12 protein-coding genes are annotated in these 16,430 nt (G+C 53.8%); 6 read left to right on the top strand and 6 right to left on the bottom strand.

The genetic code is table 11. The features are described 5' to 3' along the window. Positions 1-22 precede the first annotated feature (22 nt). From M6D89_RS04715 to M6D89_RS04700, 4 genes are all read right to left on the bottom strand, one after another. Positions 23-3,082 (bottom strand): error-prone DNA polymerase, encoded by a 3,060-nt coding sequence (locus M6D89_RS04715; RefSeq protein WP_336297543.1) that lies wholly within the window; start codon positions 3,080-3,082, stop codon positions 23-25. 35 nt (positions 3,083-3,117) lie between these two features. Further along, a complete protein-coding gene (locus M6D89_RS04710) occupies positions 3,118-4,503 on the bottom strand; it encodes a Y-family DNA polymerase (RefSeq protein ID WP_253966869.1) in 1,386 nt (461 codons plus the stop codon). Positions 4,504-4,506: 3 nt separating this feature from the next. Continuing rightward, positions 4,507-5,124 (bottom strand): hypothetical protein, encoded by a 618-nt coding sequence (locus M6D89_RS04705; protein ID WP_253966868.1) that lies wholly within the window; start codon positions 5,122-5,124, stop codon positions 4,507-4,509. A gap of 210 nt (positions 5,125-5,334) precedes the next feature. Then, positions 5,335-5,823 (bottom strand): MarR family winged helix-turn-helix transcriptional regulator, encoded by a 489-nt coding sequence (locus tag M6D89_RS04700; RefSeq protein ID WP_253966867.1) that lies wholly within the window; start codon positions 5,821-5,823, stop codon positions 5,335-5,337. 370 nt (positions 5,824-6,193) lie between these two features. On the opposite strand from M6D89_RS04700, the gene ectA reads away from it, so the two are divergent. The 6 genes from ectA (at position 6,194) to uvrB (ending at position 13,000) form a co-directional block, all read left to right on the top strand. Then, the gene (gene ectA, locus M6D89_RS04695; protein WP_253966866.1) at positions 6,194-6,685 is read left to right on the top strand and encodes a diaminobutyrate acetyltransferase; all 492 of its coding nucleotides are present in this window, start codon (positions 6,194-6,196) and stop codon (positions 6,683-6,685) included. Between the two features lie 96 nt (positions 6,686-6,781). After that, entirely contained in the window at positions 6,782-8,056 is a 1,275-nt protein-coding gene (gene ectB, locus M6D89_RS04690; RefSeq protein ID WP_253966865.1) for a diaminobutyrate--2-oxoglutarate transaminase, read from the top strand. A 70-nt stretch (positions 8,057-8,126) separates the two neighbouring features. Further along, complete coding sequence (locus M6D89_RS04685) at positions 8,127-8,525, top strand: ectoine synthase (RefSeq protein ID WP_253966864.1); 399 nt, start codon at positions 8,127-8,129, stop codon at positions 8,523-8,525. A gap of 80 nt (positions 8,526-8,605) precedes the next feature. Beyond that, the gene (locus M6D89_RS04680; RefSeq protein ID WP_253966863.1) at positions 8,606-10,042 is read left to right on the top strand and encodes an aspartate kinase; all 1,437 of its coding nucleotides are present in this window, start codon (positions 8,606-8,608) and stop codon (positions 10,040-10,042) included. Beyond that, on the top strand, positions 10,030-10,947 hold the full coding sequence (locus M6D89_RS04675) for a TPR end-of-group domain-containing protein (RefSeq protein ID WP_253966862.1): 918 nt from the start codon (positions 10,030-10,032) through the stop codon (positions 10,945-10,947). Before M6D89_RS04680 ends, M6D89_RS04675 begins: the two co-directional genes overlap by 13 nt. Before the next feature lie 52 nt (positions 10,948-10,999). Next, positions 11,000-13,000, top strand: coding sequence for an excinuclease ABC subunit UvrB (gene uvrB / locus M6D89_RS04670; protein WP_253966861.1), 2,001 nt, complete (start codon positions 11,000-11,002; stop codon positions 12,998-13,000). Here the strand turns inward: uvrB and M6D89_RS04665 are convergent. Together M6D89_RS04665 and M6D89_RS04660 are read right to left on the bottom strand one after the other, a co-directional pair. After that, positions 12,997-15,504 carry a bifunctional serine/threonine-protein kinase/formylglycine-generating enzyme family protein gene (locus tag M6D89_RS04665; protein ID WP_253966860.1) on the bottom strand — a complete coding sequence of 836 codons (2,508 nt, stop codon included), beginning with the start codon at positions 15,502-15,504 and terminating at the stop codon, positions 12,997-12,999. The genes uvrB and M6D89_RS04665 overlap by 4 nt on opposite strands. Before the next feature lie 6 nt (positions 15,505-15,510). Then, positions 15,511-16,407, bottom strand: coding sequence for a PP2C family protein-serine/threonine phosphatase (locus M6D89_RS04660; protein WP_253966859.1), 897 nt, complete (start codon positions 16,405-16,407; stop codon positions 15,511-15,513). Between the last annotated feature and the right edge of the window lie 23 nt (positions 16,408-16,430).

Raw genomic sequence — 16,430 nt, 5'->3', positions numbered from 1 at the left:
TACCGTTAATGTTGACATACCGTTAATGAAAGTCCCGCGAGCGGCTGTTAAGTTTTTCCAGACAGTGGCTAATGTCCGTTAGTTTGCCCGCAATCACATGGGTAACTCCCTCGGCGTGCTCTACCGTGCCTTTAATAAAAAGTAAGCGCGAGGCGTAAAAAGCTTTTTTTTGCGCACTCGCAGTAGCCGCCCAGACAATCACATTGCTATTGCCCGTGTGATCTTCCAGAGTCATAAAGGTAATGCCTCCGGCCGTTCCGGGTCTTTGGCGCCCGGTAACGACGCCCGCAACTGCCACCACCGCACCGTGGCGACACTGGCGTAAATCGGCCGCATGGGTAAAAGCATCCAGCAGGCCTTCACTTTCCAGCAGCTCAATGGGGTGTAGTTCAAGACTCAGGCCAAGGCTTTGGTAGTCTTCCAGCAGTTCGTCTTTAATGCCGGGCTCGGTATTAAGGGTAGAGCGAGACGGCTCGGAAAACAGACCAGAACGGCGCTGCTCCATTAATGCCCAGCGCGCCTTATAGCGGTTGTCTTTAAAGCAGGCAAACGCATTGGCGCTGGCCAGAGCATTGAGGGACGTATGATCCAGGCCCAATTCCGCTATTTGTTGTATCTGAGTGAAGGGCCTTTTACGCTGAGTGACTAATGTATCGCCGTCCTGGGGGCTAAACCCTTTTACCTGACAAAATCCCAAGCGCACACCCAACCCCCGCTCTGTGGCTTCCAGGGTGTGATCGAATTGTGAGTGATTTACACACACAGGCAAAATGGGGCAGTCGTGACGCTGAGCGTCCTGGCACAATTGTGATGCCGAGTAAAACCCCATTGGTTGACTGTTAAGCAGGGCGCAGTAAAAGGCGGCTGGATAATAGTGTTTGAGCCAGGCCGAGGCATAGGCCAATAGGGCAAAGCTTGCCGAATGAGATTCGGGAAAGCCGTATTCGCCAAACCCCAGAATTTGTTCGAATAGCTGTTCTGCAAAGGCTTCTTGGTAGCCTCTGGCAATCATGCCGCGCACCAGCTTGTCCCGAAAAGCGAGAAGTTTTCCGGACTTGCCCCAGCTGCCCATGGCACGGCGTAGCTGATCGGCCTCGCCGCCGGTAAAACCCGCCGCGACCATGGCAAGCTTTATCACCTGTTCTTGAAAAATAGGCACACCCAAGGTTCTTTGCAGCACTTTTTTTAAGGTGGCGGAGGGGTAACTGGGCGTTTCCAAACCCTGGCGGCGGTTTAAATAGGGAGTGACCATGCCGCCCTTAATGGGGCCCGGACGCACAATGGCAATTTGTATCACCAAGTCGTAGTAGGTGCGCGGCTTTAAACGCGGCAACATGGTCATTTGCGCACGTGACTCTATCTGGAAGACTCCCACGGTGTCGGCTTTATGCATATCGGCGTAAACATTTTGATCATTCATCTGCGCGGTAATCTGAGCCAGGCTCAGGTTTTGGTGGTGGTGGGTTTTAATCAGCTCCAGGGTTTTGCGAATGGCGCTCAGCATTCCCAGGGCAAGAACATCCACTTTAAGCAGTCCCAAAGATTCTAAGTCGTCTTTATCCCATTGAATAACGGTGCGCTCGGCCATGGCAGCATTTTCGATGGGGACCAGTTCGTACAGGGGGCCGCGGGAAATGACAAAGCCGCCCACATGTTGGGATAGGTGTCGGGGAAAGCCCATAAGCTCTTGAGTCAGGCGAATAAGGTGTTGGCTTGCCTGGGCGTCTCGATTGACTCCCAAGGTCATTAATTGCTCTTGCCAGCTGTGGTATTTGTCCCGGGTGTCGATGTTTTGCGTAAAAAAGTTGACTTGGGTCTCGCTAAACCCCAGAGTCTTGCCTACATCCTTAAGCGCGCTCTTAAAGCGATAGCTGATTACCGTAGCGGCCAGGGCGGCGCGTTCGCGACCGTATTTTTGGTAAATATACTGAATAACCTCTTCGCGTCGTTGGTGCTCAAAGTCGACATCAATATCCGGTGGTTCACAGCGTTCTTTGGAAATAAAACGCTCGAACAGGGCCTCGATATGGCGCGGGTCAACGGCGGTAATTTCCAGGCAGTAACACACCACCGAGTTAGCCGCCGAACCTCGCCCTTGGTAGAGAATATTATTTCGACGCGCGAACTGCACAATATCGTCAATAGTGAGAAAGAAGTGGGCATAATCCAGCTCTTCAATAAGCGCCAGTTCTTTTTCAATGGTGCGGCTTATATCCTCCGGTGGGCATTTACCAAAACGTTTATTGCAGCCTTCGGCAACGCGGTCGCGCAGGTAACTTATGGCGGTGTGGTGGGGTGGAATGATTTCGGTGGGGTATTCGTAGCGCAGTTCGGATAAATCAAACCGACAGCGATTGGCAATGTTCAGGCTCTCTTGCAGAAGTTCGGAAGGAAATAGTCTTTTTAGTTTTGCCACTGGACGCAAGCAGCGTTCGGCATTGCTTAACAGTTGTCGGCCCGCTTTATCAATGGTGGTTCCCAGTCGCCTTGCGCTTAGCACATGTTGCAACGGCAGTCTCTGGGCGCAGTGCATTAACACGCCGCCACACGCGGTGAGGGGAATGTCTAACTTTTTAGAAAGATGCTGAGCGCTACTGATGTATTGATGATCACGGTTTTGTAAATGCCGTGTTGCGCCGATCCAAAGTCGATTCCCGTGACGTTTTTTAAGCCATATACCCCAGGAATCGTCTTCGTTTTGCGGAGAGGGCAGCCAGATGATTAAACACTGTTTTAGCGAGGCGAGATCCCACTGAGAAATGGCATAGTGATTTTTAGCAGCGCGTCGTCGCGCATTGCTAATCACACGGCATAGTTCAGCGTAGGCGCGACGATTGGGGCACAGAGCGATAAGGCTCAGTTGGTTGTCGATGTGAAGCAGGCTGCCCACAATCAATTGGATGGGAAGCCGGTGCTCTTTAATAGCGGTGTAAGCTTTAACAACACCTGCCATTGAGCATTCATCGGTAATCGCAATGCTTTGATAACCGAGCCGTGCGGCCTCGTATACTAACTCTTCCGGGTGGGAGGCCCCCTGCAAAAAGGAGTAATTGCTTTGGCAGTAAAGTTCAGCGTACATAATCTTTTCGGGTTTTCTCGTGATTGGGTGGTAAGCGTTTAGCTGAAGTATCCGTGTAAATACCACTGGGGTGACTGGGGGCCGGAGATCAGTTCCCGGTACACCCAGAGCTCTCGCCCCCGTTTGTCTTGGGCCATATAGTAATCCCGTCGTACCGGGTGCTGATCCCACCAGCCACTGGTAATGCGCTCTGGTCCGGCGTTAATAGATAGAGGGCCGGTTAACGGTTGCGGACGGGCTAATAGAAAAGCGGGTCGCAGACACAGTGTGCTATCTGCTGGGGCGGTGGTGTCTGTAGCATTACATTCAGGCCTGTGATCATTGGCGGGGGTTGGCCAAAAGAAAGCGCTGGAAGGAAGCCTCGCTTTCAGTAGATTAAGGAGGTCGTCCGTAGCACCGGCGCCCATCTGATCGAACAAATCGGTTTTGGGGGAAAGTGTCTGTCCCGGTTCCGCTTTAAGCGAAAAAGCGTAAAACGGATGTGCCAGCTTCAATTGGTCGAGTTTCACCTGCAGCAGGCGCATCCAGATGGAGGCGTTGGCCTGTCCCTGGGCGGCACTTACTCTTAGCGGTGACTCTGGTGCTTGATAGTGGTAAAGGGTGAGGGTTAACGCCTGAGTGACTTGGTTGCGCTTACGCAAATAGACTTCCAGATCTTGCAATAGATGAGGTAGCCACTGGCTTATAATGTGGCTATTACTACTGGCATAGTTGAGCTCACAATAGTGATAAAAATATTCTTCGGGGGTAAAGCTGGCAAGTTGTACCCGGCTGTGTCCCAGCACCTGCTTTATATACTGAATGACCGATTTGTCGAATCGCACGCTCAGCTCGCTCAAGCTTAGCTGGCGTAAATCGCCAAAGGTGACAATGCCCACCCGGTGTAAACGTTCAACCTCCTTTTCGGGTAAATCACTGTAAACCAGTGCCAGGGTGTCTAGCGGGGGGCAGGCGAGGTCTTCGCTATTGGCTTTTTGCGCCGTAGCTAAGGCCTTGGCGGCCAAGGGGTTAGTGGCGGTAGCGGCGCAAAAGGTGACTTTTTCTTTCGTCAGGCACTGCCTTATGGCCTCCCAGTAAGCCGACAAACTGCCGTAATAGGTGAGCATGGGGCGAATGTGCAAAGCGAGCCCCTGGGGGGCAAATAGATTGATAATCGCGCTTTGCTGGTACAGGCTATGGGCTAATTGATGTAGCGCGTGAACTTCTTTTTCACGTCGATAGGGCTGTACCTGTAATCGGTCACACAGGGTGCAGGCCAGCGCAAACCCTATTCCCGTGTATACCCCCTGGGCCTGGGCCGCCTGGTTGCTTTGCCTAATCTTTAGGCTTTGCGGGCAGACGACTGCCAGAGGCGCCTCGCTCGTAGGCTGGCACTCGAGCTGTAAACGGGGAAAGTGCAGGTATAACCAGCTAGCCTCGGTCACGGCTTAATAACCCAGCTCCCCAAAGCGGGAGCCTGGTTGGCAGCTGTGCCCAACGGCGGGATAAAAATCGGGCCAGCGATCTTGCCACTTTATATCCACTGGGCCGGCGGGCCAGCCGCCTTTGCGTTTAGTGACCCAAACCCGAATACCTCGGGCAAGCGGGCTAGCACTTAGGCTCAGAGTTAAAGGAATAGAGCTCAGTGTTTGATCCCCGATCAGCCACAGGCAGCTGTTGCCAGCGTAAGCGGCGTGCTGCAGTTGTTTGCAGTGCCGGGTTTCTATGTCGCAGTCCCACACCAACACGGCGCTGCAGCAACCGCTTTGCAGGCATTGCTGCAGGCACCATAAAAGGTCCCGGCGATCTGGAATCATAAGATTGAGCACTTTTGCGGGGGCCGGGCCGAACTTGCGCCAGAAGTCGGCCTGAGGGCGTCCCGGTGGGTTGATTAAAACCACCAGGCTCGAGTCCACAGCGCGGCGGGTTAAATAAGGCAACAGCAAGCGAATCTCGCCGATACCCGCCGTCGCCTTTAGCCGACACACCCCGTATTCTGGCAAGCCACCACCCAGTAGGCGGTTTAATGCCGGGTAACCGGAATCAATACCGGGCGCCGGAGGCATTAACTGTCGCCCCTGGCGTATGTGGCCTTGGCGAGCCAAGGTAGAAAGAAGGCTGTCGGGGATCATATGGCGCAAAATACTGTATGGATGTACAGTTTATTATGCGCGCGAAATCCGTCGGGAGCAAGGGGGCGGCCGAACGGTGAAGGTTGGTATCAGGTCATTCGAGGGGGGATGCCAGCCCCGGCGGCGCCGGGGTGGGGAGGAGGGTTAAACCTTTTCGATTTCGCCCCGGTCCAGAGCCCCAATATCCAAAAAGGGTGAAGCGTCCAGCTGGTCGGCATTCATCATTTCCGCTACTCGCTGGAGCGAGGCAATAATCATGCTCTGCTCCCAGTTATCCAGGTTTTTAAAGCGGCGCACAAAATCATCCTGCAGGGCGGTGGGGGCGCTTTCCAGGATTTTGCTGCCTTTGTGAGTCAGTTGCGGGTAGACCTTGCGCTTGTCTTGCTGCGAGCGCACCCGGGTGATTAATTCGCGTTTTTCCAGTCTGTCCAGCACGGTGGTGACCGTCGCCTGGGACAGGCTCATATCCCGGGCCAGTTCACTGATGGTCATATCCCCTTTGTTGTGCAGAATCTGCATCAGCAGTAGTTGGGGGCCAGTGACGCTGGCGGTTTTGATCAGTTTTTTAGAGTGTAAGTCGGTGGCACGAATCACTCGGCGCAGCGCGACCAATACTTCTTCTATCTTATCCATTGTCAATCTCTGATGGGAATGCGCGAAATTATAAGCAGCATTTGCTTCGAGTTCTAACCTTTGTGTTCCGACATGCGATTTTGTCGCGTAAGCCATGTAATCGTTACCTTTTGGGTTACTTAACGGGGCCTGCGTCGCTCGGGTCGAGTTTGGGCAAGGCAGGGCGAAAACTTCATCGTCTGGACACTGCAATTTACTTAGTGTACTATAGATTAACGCTTAGAGCACTAAGTAATATTTTTTGTCTTCTGCCCGGTTTTTACCGCCGTTTTTGCTGAAAATGGCGCGTTTTAGGGAAAGGTTGCCAAAAAACAGTCATATATTTGGCTTAGTGTTGGAATTTATCTCTTTAGAGGAAAAAGTAAATTCTATGTCAGAGTCCGTAGAGTTACGTCATCCCACCGCCGAGGACGGATACACCGTCAACCAGTTGGTTGAAGCCAATCCCCCTCTCGATCCCAACTCCATTTACTGCAACCTTTTACAGTGCTCGCACTTTGCTGAGACCAGTGTGGCGGCCTTTAAAGACGGCGAAATGGTCGGCTTTGTCTCTGGCTACATCCCGCCGGCGACTCCGCACATTCTGTTTGTGTGGCAGATTGTGGTGGACAAGGCGGGGCGCGGCCTCGGTTTGGCCAAAAGATTGGTGAAAACCCAGTTGGATAGTGACGCCTGTAAAGGGGTAACCCATATTCACACCACGATTACCCCGGATAACGACGCCTCTTGGGGGCTATTTCGCTCTCTGGCGAAAGATCTAAACGCAGAATTGAACAGCGGCGTCTACTTCCAAAAAGACAAACACTTTGGCGGTGTTCACGACGATGAGCACCTGCTGGAAATCGGGCCCATTAGCCGCTAATAGCGAAACGCGCCCACTCACAGACTGTTAAAACCCAGGTGCTTTTTACAGTCTGTTAACGAATTCTCTCTTTACTATTGTTTAACTGAGGTCAGCATGAATATTTTTAACGAAATGGAATCGGAAGTTCAGTCTTATGCCCGCTCTTTTCCGGTGGTCTTTAACAAAGCGAAAGACTGCTACTTGTACGGCGAGGACGGCAAGCAGTATATCGATTTCCTTTCGGGTGCCGGTTCGCTGAACTACGGCCACAACAACGACCATTTAAAGCAGGCGCTGCTGGATTACATCAGCGAAGACGGTATTACTCACGGCTTGGATATGCACAGCTCCGCTAAGGCGCGCTTTTTAGAGGTTTTTCGCGACAAGATCCTTACCCCCCGCGATATGGAGTATGTGCTGCAGTTTACCGGTCCTACCGGGACTAACGCGGTTGAAGCGGCCCTTAAAATCGCCCGTAAAGTGACCGGGCGCAATAATGTGATCTCGTTTACCAATGGTTTCCACGGCTGCTCGCTGGGCGCAGTGGCCGCTACCGGTAACCAGCACCACCGCGGTGGGGCCGGCGTTAGCTTAAGCGATGTCGATCGCATGCCGTTTTGTGGTTACTACGGCCGCGATGTTGATACGGTTAAAATGATCGATAAGCTGCTCTCCGACCCCTCGAGCGGTATCGATAAGCCGGCTTGTGCCATTGTTGAGGCCGTGCAAGGCGAGGGCGGTTTGAATGTGGCCACCACTGAATGGCTGCAGGCCCTTGAAAAACTGTGTAAGAAGCACGAAATACTGCTTATCTTGGACGATATTCAGGCAGGTTGTGGCCGTACCGGCACATTCTTTAGCTTTGAGCCCGCGGGCATTAAGCCCGATATTGTGACCTTGTCTAAGTCGCTGAGTGCTTACGGTTTACCGTTTGCCGTGGTGATGATCAAGCCGGATTTGGATATCTGGGAGCCGGGTGAGCACAATGGTACCTTCCGTGGTAATAACCACGCGTTTGTAACGGCGACCGCGGCCATTGAGCACTACTGGAGCGATGACAAGTTAGAGAACGAGATTAAAGCCAAGGCTCAGTTGGTGACCCAGCGCTTTAAGAAAATTATTGAAGCCAATGGCGAGTTAACTCTGCGCCTTAAAGGTCGCGGCTTGATGCAGGGCATTGACTGCGGCACTGGCGAGTTGGCGAGCAAAGTCTGCGCCCAGGCATTCGAGCATGGCGTGGTCATTGAAACCTCGGGTAACCACAGCCAAATTGTAAAATGCTTTTGCCCGCTGACTATCAGCGAAGAAGCCTTGACCGATGGCTTGAACAAGTTGGAGCAAAGCTTTGCCGAAGTTTTTGCCCAAGAGAAGCTGAAAAAAGCTTCCTAAGAAAGCGACATACCACCGGCGGCCCCACGGGTCGCCATTGTTTTACCGCAACGAATTATGGAGTTAAGCAATGATTGTTAGACGTTTAAAAGATGCAGAAAAGGGCGATCGTAAAATTGTATCCGAAGGCTGGGACAGCACTCGCCTGGCGCTTCGCAACGACAACATGGGCTTTTCGTTTCACATTACCACTATCTATCGCGATGCTGAATTGCACCTGCACTATCAGAACCATCTGGAATCGGTTTACTGCGTCAGCGGTTACGGCTCCATTGAAGATCTGGCCACCGGCGAAGTACACACCATTGAGCCGGGCACTATCTATTTGCTGGATCAGCACGACAAGCATATCCTGCGCGCCGAAGAAGAAATGAAAATGGCCTGTGTGTTTAACCCGCCTCTGCATGGTAAAGAAGTTCATAATGCCGAAGGCGCTTACGAATTAGATGCCGAGGAGGTTAAAGGCTAAGTTGAAGGATGGTTTATAGGGCACCTCTGAATTAATAGAGCTGCCCTTTACTCTCTTTTAACCGAAGCAAAGGCAAGTTTATGAGTCATACAGTAGAGAAAATCGGCGGCACCTCCATGAGCGAGTATGAGGCGGTGCGGGACAATGTCATTTTAAAGGGCAACAACAGCGATGACATTTACAACCGCGTGTTTGTGGTGTCTGCCTATGGCGGCATGACAGATCTGCTGCTCGAAAACAAGAAAAATGGCAAGCCCGGTGTTTACGGTCTGTTTGCCAGCACCAACAATGACGAAGAATGGCATCAGGCGTTTGCGGATTTACGCAATGAAATGTTTGCCGTTAATGCGTCATTATTCGGTGAGACAGAGTTGGGTGATAAAGCCAACGAATTTATCGCCCAGCGCCTGGATGACGCCGAGCGAGTGCTGAAGGACCTAGAGCGGTTGTGTCAGCACGGCCATTTTGAGCTGCAATCTCATTTATTTACTGTACGGGAAATGTTGGCGAGTATCGGCGAAGCGCACAGCGCCTGGAATATGGCGCATTTGTTAGAGCGCGACGGTATTAAAGCCAAATTCGTAGACTTGTCTGGTTGGCGTGCGGATCAGGCAGAATCACTGGATGACATGATTTGTAAATCCTTTGCCGATGTGGATTATGCCCACGAACTGGCCATTGCCACCGGGTATACCCATTGCGATAAAGGCCTGATGGCAAGCTTTGATCGCGGCTACAGTGAGATGACCTTTAGCCGCATTGCGGTGTTAACCAACGCCAGTGAAGCTATTATTCATAAAGAATACCACCTGAGCTCTGCCGATCCGCGCTTGGTCGGAGCCGAAAAGGTCGTGCCAATTGGTCGCACCAACTATGATGTGGCCGATCAGTTGGCGAACTTGGGTATGGAGGCCATCCACCCCCGTGCCGCTAAGGGCCTGCGTCAGGCCGATATTCCGCTGCGGGTCAAAAATACCTTTGAGCCAGAGCACGCCGGTACCTTAATTACCGGTGACTATGTCAGCGATACGCCTCGGGTCGAGATTATTGCCGGACGCCGTCGGGTGTACTCTATCGAGCTGTTTGATCAGGACATGATGGGCAGCATTGAAAAATACGACTCGGGTATTTTGAAAACCATTGCTCGTTTTAAAGCCCATGTGGTAAGTAAAGATATTAACGCCAATACCATTACCCACTATGTCGGGGCTAACTTAAAAACCGTGAATCGCATTCGCCGCGAACTGGAAGAGTTGTATCCCGATGCGGAAATCAATACCCGTAAGGTGGCGGTGGTCTCGGCCATTGGCAGTGATATGAAAGTGCCCGGCATGTTGGCGAAAACGGTATCGGCTCTGTCTGAGGTCAATATCAGTATTCTGGCTATGCACCAGTCGATTCGTCAGGTAGATATGCAATTTGTGCTGGATGAAGACGACTATGATCTGGCCGTACAAAGCCTGCACCGTTGCCTGATTGAAGTGCACGATCATGGAGAGGCCATATGCGCTGCCTGATAGCGGCCATGTTCGCCATAGCGCTGGCATTGCCCAGCGCTTTTTTGTGGGCGCAGGAAAACCGCGATAATGCTACCGCTGAATCCGCTCAGGTAACCGAGCAAGAGGCCCAGGCGCGTGTCGAGTCTTTGGACGAGCCCTTGTATAACCCGTTTGTTGAGCGCTATGTGCTGGATGAGCTAAAGCAGCTGCGCGCCGAAATGGCGCAGCAGCGCGTGGAGTTGACCGAAAAAATTGTCGATCGCCAAATACAGTCGGTTGACCGGGGGGTGGATTATGCCACCAGCACCATCTCTAACTTCTTTTACTTGATTGCTGCAGCCAGTTCTATTTTGGTGCTGGTGGGTTGGTCGTCGCTGCGCGATATTAAAGAGCGAATGAATAAAATCGCTGACGAAGAAGTCAGCAAATTGGTCGCAACTTATGAGAGACGCCTGGCGGCGATTGAATCTCAGCTGACTCAGAAGACCCGGCATATCGATGAAAACCGCGAGGAGATTGAGCGGACTCAGGAGCTTCACGCCCTCTGGTTGCGCGCTGCGCAGGAGTCCACGCCTGCCAATAAAATTGCGATTTACGACCAAATTTTGGACCTTCATCCTCTCGATTGTGAAGCCCTCACGTATAAAGCCGATGAAGTTCTGGAGTTGGGTGAGGTGCAGTGGGCCATCAACCTCTGTCACCAGGCGCTGGCGATCGATGCGGACAATGCTCACGCCTTTTATCAGCTGGCCTGCGCTAAGACCATGTTGGGTAATTACGATCAGGCCATTCACTACTTAGGTGAAACCCTGGAGCGATCGCAGAACTATCGCGAGACCATGATGGACGACACGGCTCTGGAGCCTTTACACGAATTACCCGAATTTAAAACCCTGCTTACCCCCGTGCCTAGTGATACCTGATAAAGTGCGGTTTTCCGCCAGCGCGACGATGCGGTTTTAAGCGAGGTTTTAGATGAGTAAGTTGTTTACGGTTGAAAGTGGCTACTCTCCGGCGGGGGATCAGCCCACCGCCATAGCCGGGTTGGTTGACGGTATCGACTCCGGTTTGGCCCACCAGACGTTGCTAGGGGTTACCGGTTCGGGTAAAACTTTCTCGATTGCCCACGTGGTGGCACAGGCCCAGCGCCCCACGCTGGTAATGGCCCACAATAAAACCCTGGCGGCGCAACTGTACGGCGAATTTAAAGAGTTTTTTCCCCATAATGCCGTCGAGTATTTCGTCTCCTATTACGACTACTATCAGCCCGAGGCCTATGTGCCGTCTTCGGATACCTTTATTGAAAAAGACGCCTCGGTGAACGACCATATCGAGCAAATGCGCCTGTCCGCCACCAAGGCGTTAATGGAGCGTAAAGACGCGATTGTGATTGCGACGGTATCGGCCATTTACGGTTTGGGAGATCCGGAATCTTATTTAAAAATGATTCTACATCTGGTGCGCGGTGACCGGGTCGATCAACGTAAAATCCTGCGGCGCTTAGCCGAGCTGCAATACACCCGCAATGATATGGATTTTCAGCGCGCTACCTATCGGGTGCGCGGTGATGTGATCGATATTTTTCCGGCCGATTCAGAGTTTGAGGCCATCAGGGTGGAGCTGTTCGACGACGAGATTGAGCAACTGTCCATCTTTGATCCTCTCACCGGCGAGGTGCTACAAAAAGTCCCGCGAGTGACGATTTACCCCAAGTCTCACTATGTGACCCCGCGCGAGCGTATTCTCGAGGCAATTGAAGACATCAAAGTAGAGCTGGAAGAGCGTTTGCAGCAGTTGCGCGACAACGACAAGCTGGTAGAAGCCCAGCGTCTGGAGCAGCGTACCCGCTATGACATTGAAATGATGCAAGAGTTGGGGTACTGCAACGGCATTGAAAACTACTCCCGCTACCTATCCGGGCGCGATCCCGGTGAGGCGCCGCCCACGCTTTTTGACTATTTACCCCCCGAAGCACTGTTGGTGATTGATGAGTCCCACGTAACCGTGCCGCAGATTGGCGCCATGTACAAAGGCGACCGCTCGCGCAAAGAGACGCTGGTGGAATATGGTTTTCGCCTGCCGTCGGCGCTGGACAATCGCCCCATGCGATTTGACGAGTGGGAAGCCCGGGCGCCGCAGATGATTTTCGTCTCTGCCACCCCCGGCCCCTACGAAAATGAGCACGCCGGGCAGGTGGTGGAGCAGGTGGTGCGTCCCACCGGTTTGGTCGACCCGGAAATTGAAGTGCGGCCTGCCACCACTCAGGTAGATGATGTTCTGTCTGAGCTAAAAAATCGGGTAGAGGCCAATGAACGGGTTTTGATTACCGTTTTGACAAAACGCATGGCCGAGGATTTAACCGAATATCTCACCGAGCAGGGGGTGAGAGTGCGCTACCTGCACTCGGATATCGATACTGTTGAGCGGGTGGAAATCATTCGTGATTTACGCCTGGGGGAATTCGATGTGTTGGTGGGGATCAACCTGCTGCGCGAGGGCTTGGATATGCCCGAGGTATCCTTGGTGGCGATTTTCGATGCGGATAAAGAGGGCTTTTTGCGTTCGGACCGCTCGCTTATTCAGACTATCGGGCGCGCGGCGCGGAACGTTCACGGTAAGGCTATTCTCTACGCCGATCGCATTACCGGCTCGATGGAGCGCGCCATGAATGAAACCGAGCGCCGTCGCGAGAAGCAAATCCAGCACAACCAAGAGCATGGAATTACTCCTCGCGGTATTGAAAAGAATGTTGCCGATATTCTGGAGGGCTCTCAGGTTCCTGGGGCCGGCAGTAAAAACCGCCGCAAGGCCGATAAGAGCGGCAAGATGGATATTCCTGACATTCCCGAGGGCGGCGATTTGTTTAAGCAGGTCGCACAGCTGGAAGCTCAGATGATGAAAGCCGCCAAAGACCTGGAGTTTGAAAAGGCCGCCCAATTGCGCGACCAGATTCAAACCTTAAAACACAAAAGTTAAAGCTCCTCCACCACTAACCGTATTCCAATATCGGTATGGTAGGTGTGCTGGGGTTGATAGCGCCGCTGATAGACTCCCAGCGCCTCGGCCCCGTCGTTTAATGAGCCCCCGCGCACCACGCGCGCGGGACAATTTTTCTGACTGTAGGCACTCCCGTCGGGGCTCGCGCCCTGGTAGGTATCGCGGTAGCAGTCCTGGGTCCACTCGGCCACATTGCCGGCGATATCGTGTAATCCGTAGTCATTGGTTTGAAACGATCCCACCGGCGCGGTTTCAGTGCGAAAGAGACCGGTATAACCGCTGTCGCAGTGACGCTTACAGTTGGCTTTGGCCGCCGCGTTACTCGCCTCATCGCCCCACCAGAAACGCGATTGACGCCCGCCGCGTGCGGCATATTCCCATTCTGCTTCGGTAGGTAAGCGGTAAGTTTTGCCGGTTTGCATGCTCAACCACTGGGCGTAAAGCTCGGCTTCCTCCCAGCTGACATTAATGACCGGGCGCTGCTCTCGCCCCCAGCGATTGTCGCCGGGCAGCGCCAATGACTGATCCTCCACAAAGCGATCATAGTCGGCAAAGGTAATCTCGAATTTACTCATGGCAAAGGGGCGCGCGAAACTTACTTCGTGACGCGGCTGGCTGTTGCTGTCGGGACCGCCCATAGTGAAACTGCCCGCGGGAATCACGACCATTACCGGGCCCCGCTCGCCATTTTCCAATGTGTCGGTAAATTCCGCCCCGGCGGGGCGGCTGGGGGCCAGCTCGACCGCGTAGTTTAAATCGGTATCGTCTATGTCCATCCACTCCAGGTGCTCGCGGTAGCCGGGCGCTGTTACCTCAATTTGATAAGCCCCCGGTGCCAGGGCAATACCGTCGTGGTATTTCTCACGGATATTCATAATCCTGACCCGCGCATTGGCGGGTTTAGGCGCAACCGTGAGGGAAAATTTTTCTACCTCGGGTTCGGGTGGTTGCGCGTTATCGGGCTCGGGTGTGGGCTCGAACTCAGGCTCAGCATTGGTCCTGGACGCGAGCTCGATCTCGGTGTCGACCGCTGTGCGGGCATTTTCTAAAGTCGTTCCGGGGCGGCCTTCAAACTCAGCACGGGGTTGCACTTGTGTTCCGGCCGTCTCGATAAGGGGGGAGTCTGCTGGAGGCGGGCTTGAATAGGCCTCGCTGGTTTCGGCATGGGCATGGGCAGAGGCAATGGCAGTGGGTGCAGGGCTGCTCTGAGCACTGTTTGCGAGACTGCCAGCGCTGGACGCTAAAGGCTGCGGGCTTTTGCCCTTTGCGCTGTGTTTACTCGCACTCACTATATCGCCGGTTTTTGTCGCCGGCGGCTGCGTATCAGCTGGCCACAGCAGCAATGCAATTAAAACCAGCACCAGTGCGGCGGTTGCCCACACGGCGCGCTGCCCCCAAGTGCCAAGGTCGTGCCACAGGGCGGCGGCCCCGGCTGGGCTTACCTGTCGGTGTACGCGAGTCGCGACCAGGGTGTTTTGCTGTGTGAGTGATCGCAGCTGTTCCTGGTGCGTTGTTTCCACACGATAAAAACCGCGACCTTTGGCAAACCGGATACTGGCGATAAAAGCGCTACACTGTTTCCAGTAAGTGCCACATGATGCTTTGAATTTGCGCCATACAATACCCAAAGCGCTGCTCAGCTGGCCGCCTAGTTGCGACAAGCTGGCGGTCCGCCTTTCGCCTTGCTCGCGGATTTGCAATTGCAGTGCCTCGACATCCTGCACCAATTGCTGGCCGTGTTGATAGCGCTTGCCCGGTTCTTTGTCCAGCAGTGTGTCCAGTATGGGCTGGCAGTGGGAAAACTGTTTAGGAAGCACGGGCAGGGGCGAGGCCAAGTGCTTTAGCGCAATGGCGACCGCCTCCTCGCCCTGATAGGGCACTGAGCCGGTCAGCATTTCATAGAATACAATGCCCAGGCTGTATAAGTCCGAGCGCGAATCTACCGTCTTACCGCGGGCTTGCTCGGGGCTCATGTAGTGGGGGGTGCCTACTACGGTACCGGCGTGGGTGGCGCGGGAGTTAAGCGATTGAGCGCGCGCGACGCCAAAGTCAGTGAGTACCGCCGAGCCGTCGTCGCGGAACAAGACGTTTTCGGGTTTGATATCCCGGTGCACATAGCCCTTTTCATGAGCGTGATCTAGGGCGGCGCCAATTTCTTTGAGAATCTTGAGTGCATCATTGCTGTCGATGCCGGCCAGCATGCGGTCATGGATCGAACCGCCCGGCAGATAGTCCATGGCAATGTAGTTGAGATTGTCGTGTTTGCCGATGTCGTAGATTGAGACGATGTGCGGGTGCGATAGCTGGCCCACAATATTGGCTTCTCGCTGAAACCGCTCGCTGTAGCTCGGGTCACTATTAAGCGCCGGTGACATCACTTTGAGTGCCACTACCCGCCCGACGCTCTCCTGAATCGCCAGGTAGACGGTGGACATGCCGCCGTGATTTATTTTGCGAATGATTCGGTAACCGGGAATCTGCATCGTCTTCTACAAAATTGTCCCATAGAGCAGGGCACACAGTGCGCCCAATGCCGCTGCGTAAATTATGGCGTCCAGGGTTCGGCTGTGGGTAAAAACCGGAACCCAGTGCAGGAGCCGGTTCCACCAGCTTTCGCCGCGTTGTAGCGGCGCCGCCACCACTTGAATGGTAATGTTGTCTTTGCCTCCGGCTTTTAGCGCGGCATTCATTAGCGCGCGCGTTGCCTGGGCCGGGCTGGCGCAGCGGCGCAGAATTTTTTCCATATCGGCCGAGCTCAATTCGTCGCTCAGGCCATCGCTGCACAACAATAACCACTGCCGGGGCTGCCAGGGGCGTGTCAGGGTGTCGACCTTTACATCGTCCAGCTCTTGCGAGCCCAGGCACTGGGTAATAATGTTTTTATCCGGATGCTGCTCTGCCTCGGCGGGGCCTATGGCTCCGCTTTGCAGTAACATTTGCACGTAAGAGTGATCGGTCGTCAGTGCCTGTAAGCCGTTTTCGTCGCTGTACGAGTAGGCGCGGCTGTCGCCCACCCAGGCGATTTCGTAACTCTCGCCGCGGTGGCGAAGTGCCACTATCGTCGAACCCATGCCTTCGGCGCCGATACCTTGCGCGGCGGCCTGCAAGATGTCTTTGTGCGCTGTTTGAATCGCATCGGCCAGTGGTTTATCACTGTGGCGGGCCAGGGTCTGGCTGACAATGGCGCTGGCCACTTCGCCGGCCTCGTGCCCGCCCATACCGTCGGCCACCATCCACAGACAGTGTTCGGGTAAACTGAGAAAACAATCTTCGTTGTTGCCTCGTTTACGACCTGGGTTGGTCAATGAGCTCGAGTCCAGTTTCTGCATAGCTGGCGTTAGGTCCGGTTTGCGGCTTTCAGGCAGTGCCAAGATTCTGCCAGCCATCCTGCTCCATTAGCGTTTTGCAT

It is taken from the genome of Gilvimarinus xylanilyticus, assembly GCF_024195295.1.
GTDB lineage: Bacteria > Pseudomonadota > Gammaproteobacteria > Pseudomonadales > Cellvibrionaceae > Gilvimarinus > Gilvimarinus xylanilyticus.
The sequence above is the reverse complement of the archived record's forward strand: the minus strand, read 5'-3'. Positions and strand labels throughout refer to the sequence as shown.

Coding starts and splice junctions, on each gene's coding strand:
- M6D89_RS04705 (WP_253966868.1), bottom strand. CDS start 5,124: ATGCCTCCGGCGCCCGGTATTGATTCCGGTTACCCGGCATTAAACCGC.
- M6D89_RS04700 (WP_253966867.1), bottom strand. CDS start 5,823: ATGGATAAGATAGAAGAAGTATTGGTCGCGCTGCGCCGAGTGATTCGT.
- ectA (WP_253966866.1), top strand. CDS start 6,194: ATGTCAGAGTCCGTAGAGTTACGTCATCCCACCGCCGAGGACGGATAC.
- ectB (WP_253966865.1), top strand. CDS start 6,782: ATGAATATTTTTAACGAAATGGAATCGGAAGTTCAGTCTTATGCCCGC.
- M6D89_RS04685 (WP_253966864.1), top strand. CDS start 8,127: ATGATTGTTAGACGTTTAAAAGATGCAGAAAAGGGCGATCGTAAAATT.
- M6D89_RS04680 (WP_253966863.1), top strand. CDS start 8,606: ATGAGTCATACAGTAGAGAAAATCGGCGGCACCTCCATGAGCGAGTAT.
- M6D89_RS04675 (WP_253966862.1), top strand. CDS start 10,030: ATGCGCTGCCTGATAGCGGCCATGTTCGCCATAGCGCTGGCATTGCCC.
- uvrB (WP_253966861.1), top strand. CDS start 11,000: ATGAGTAAGTTGTTTACGGTTGAAAGTGGCTACTCTCCGGCGGGGGAT.
- M6D89_RS04665 (WP_253966860.1), bottom strand. CDS start 15,504: ATGCAGATTCCCGGTTACCGAATCATTCGCAAAATAAATCACGGCGGC.
- M6D89_RS04660 (WP_253966859.1), bottom strand. CDS start 16,407: ATGGCTGGCAGAATCTTGGCACTGCCTGAAAGCCGCAAACCGGACCTA.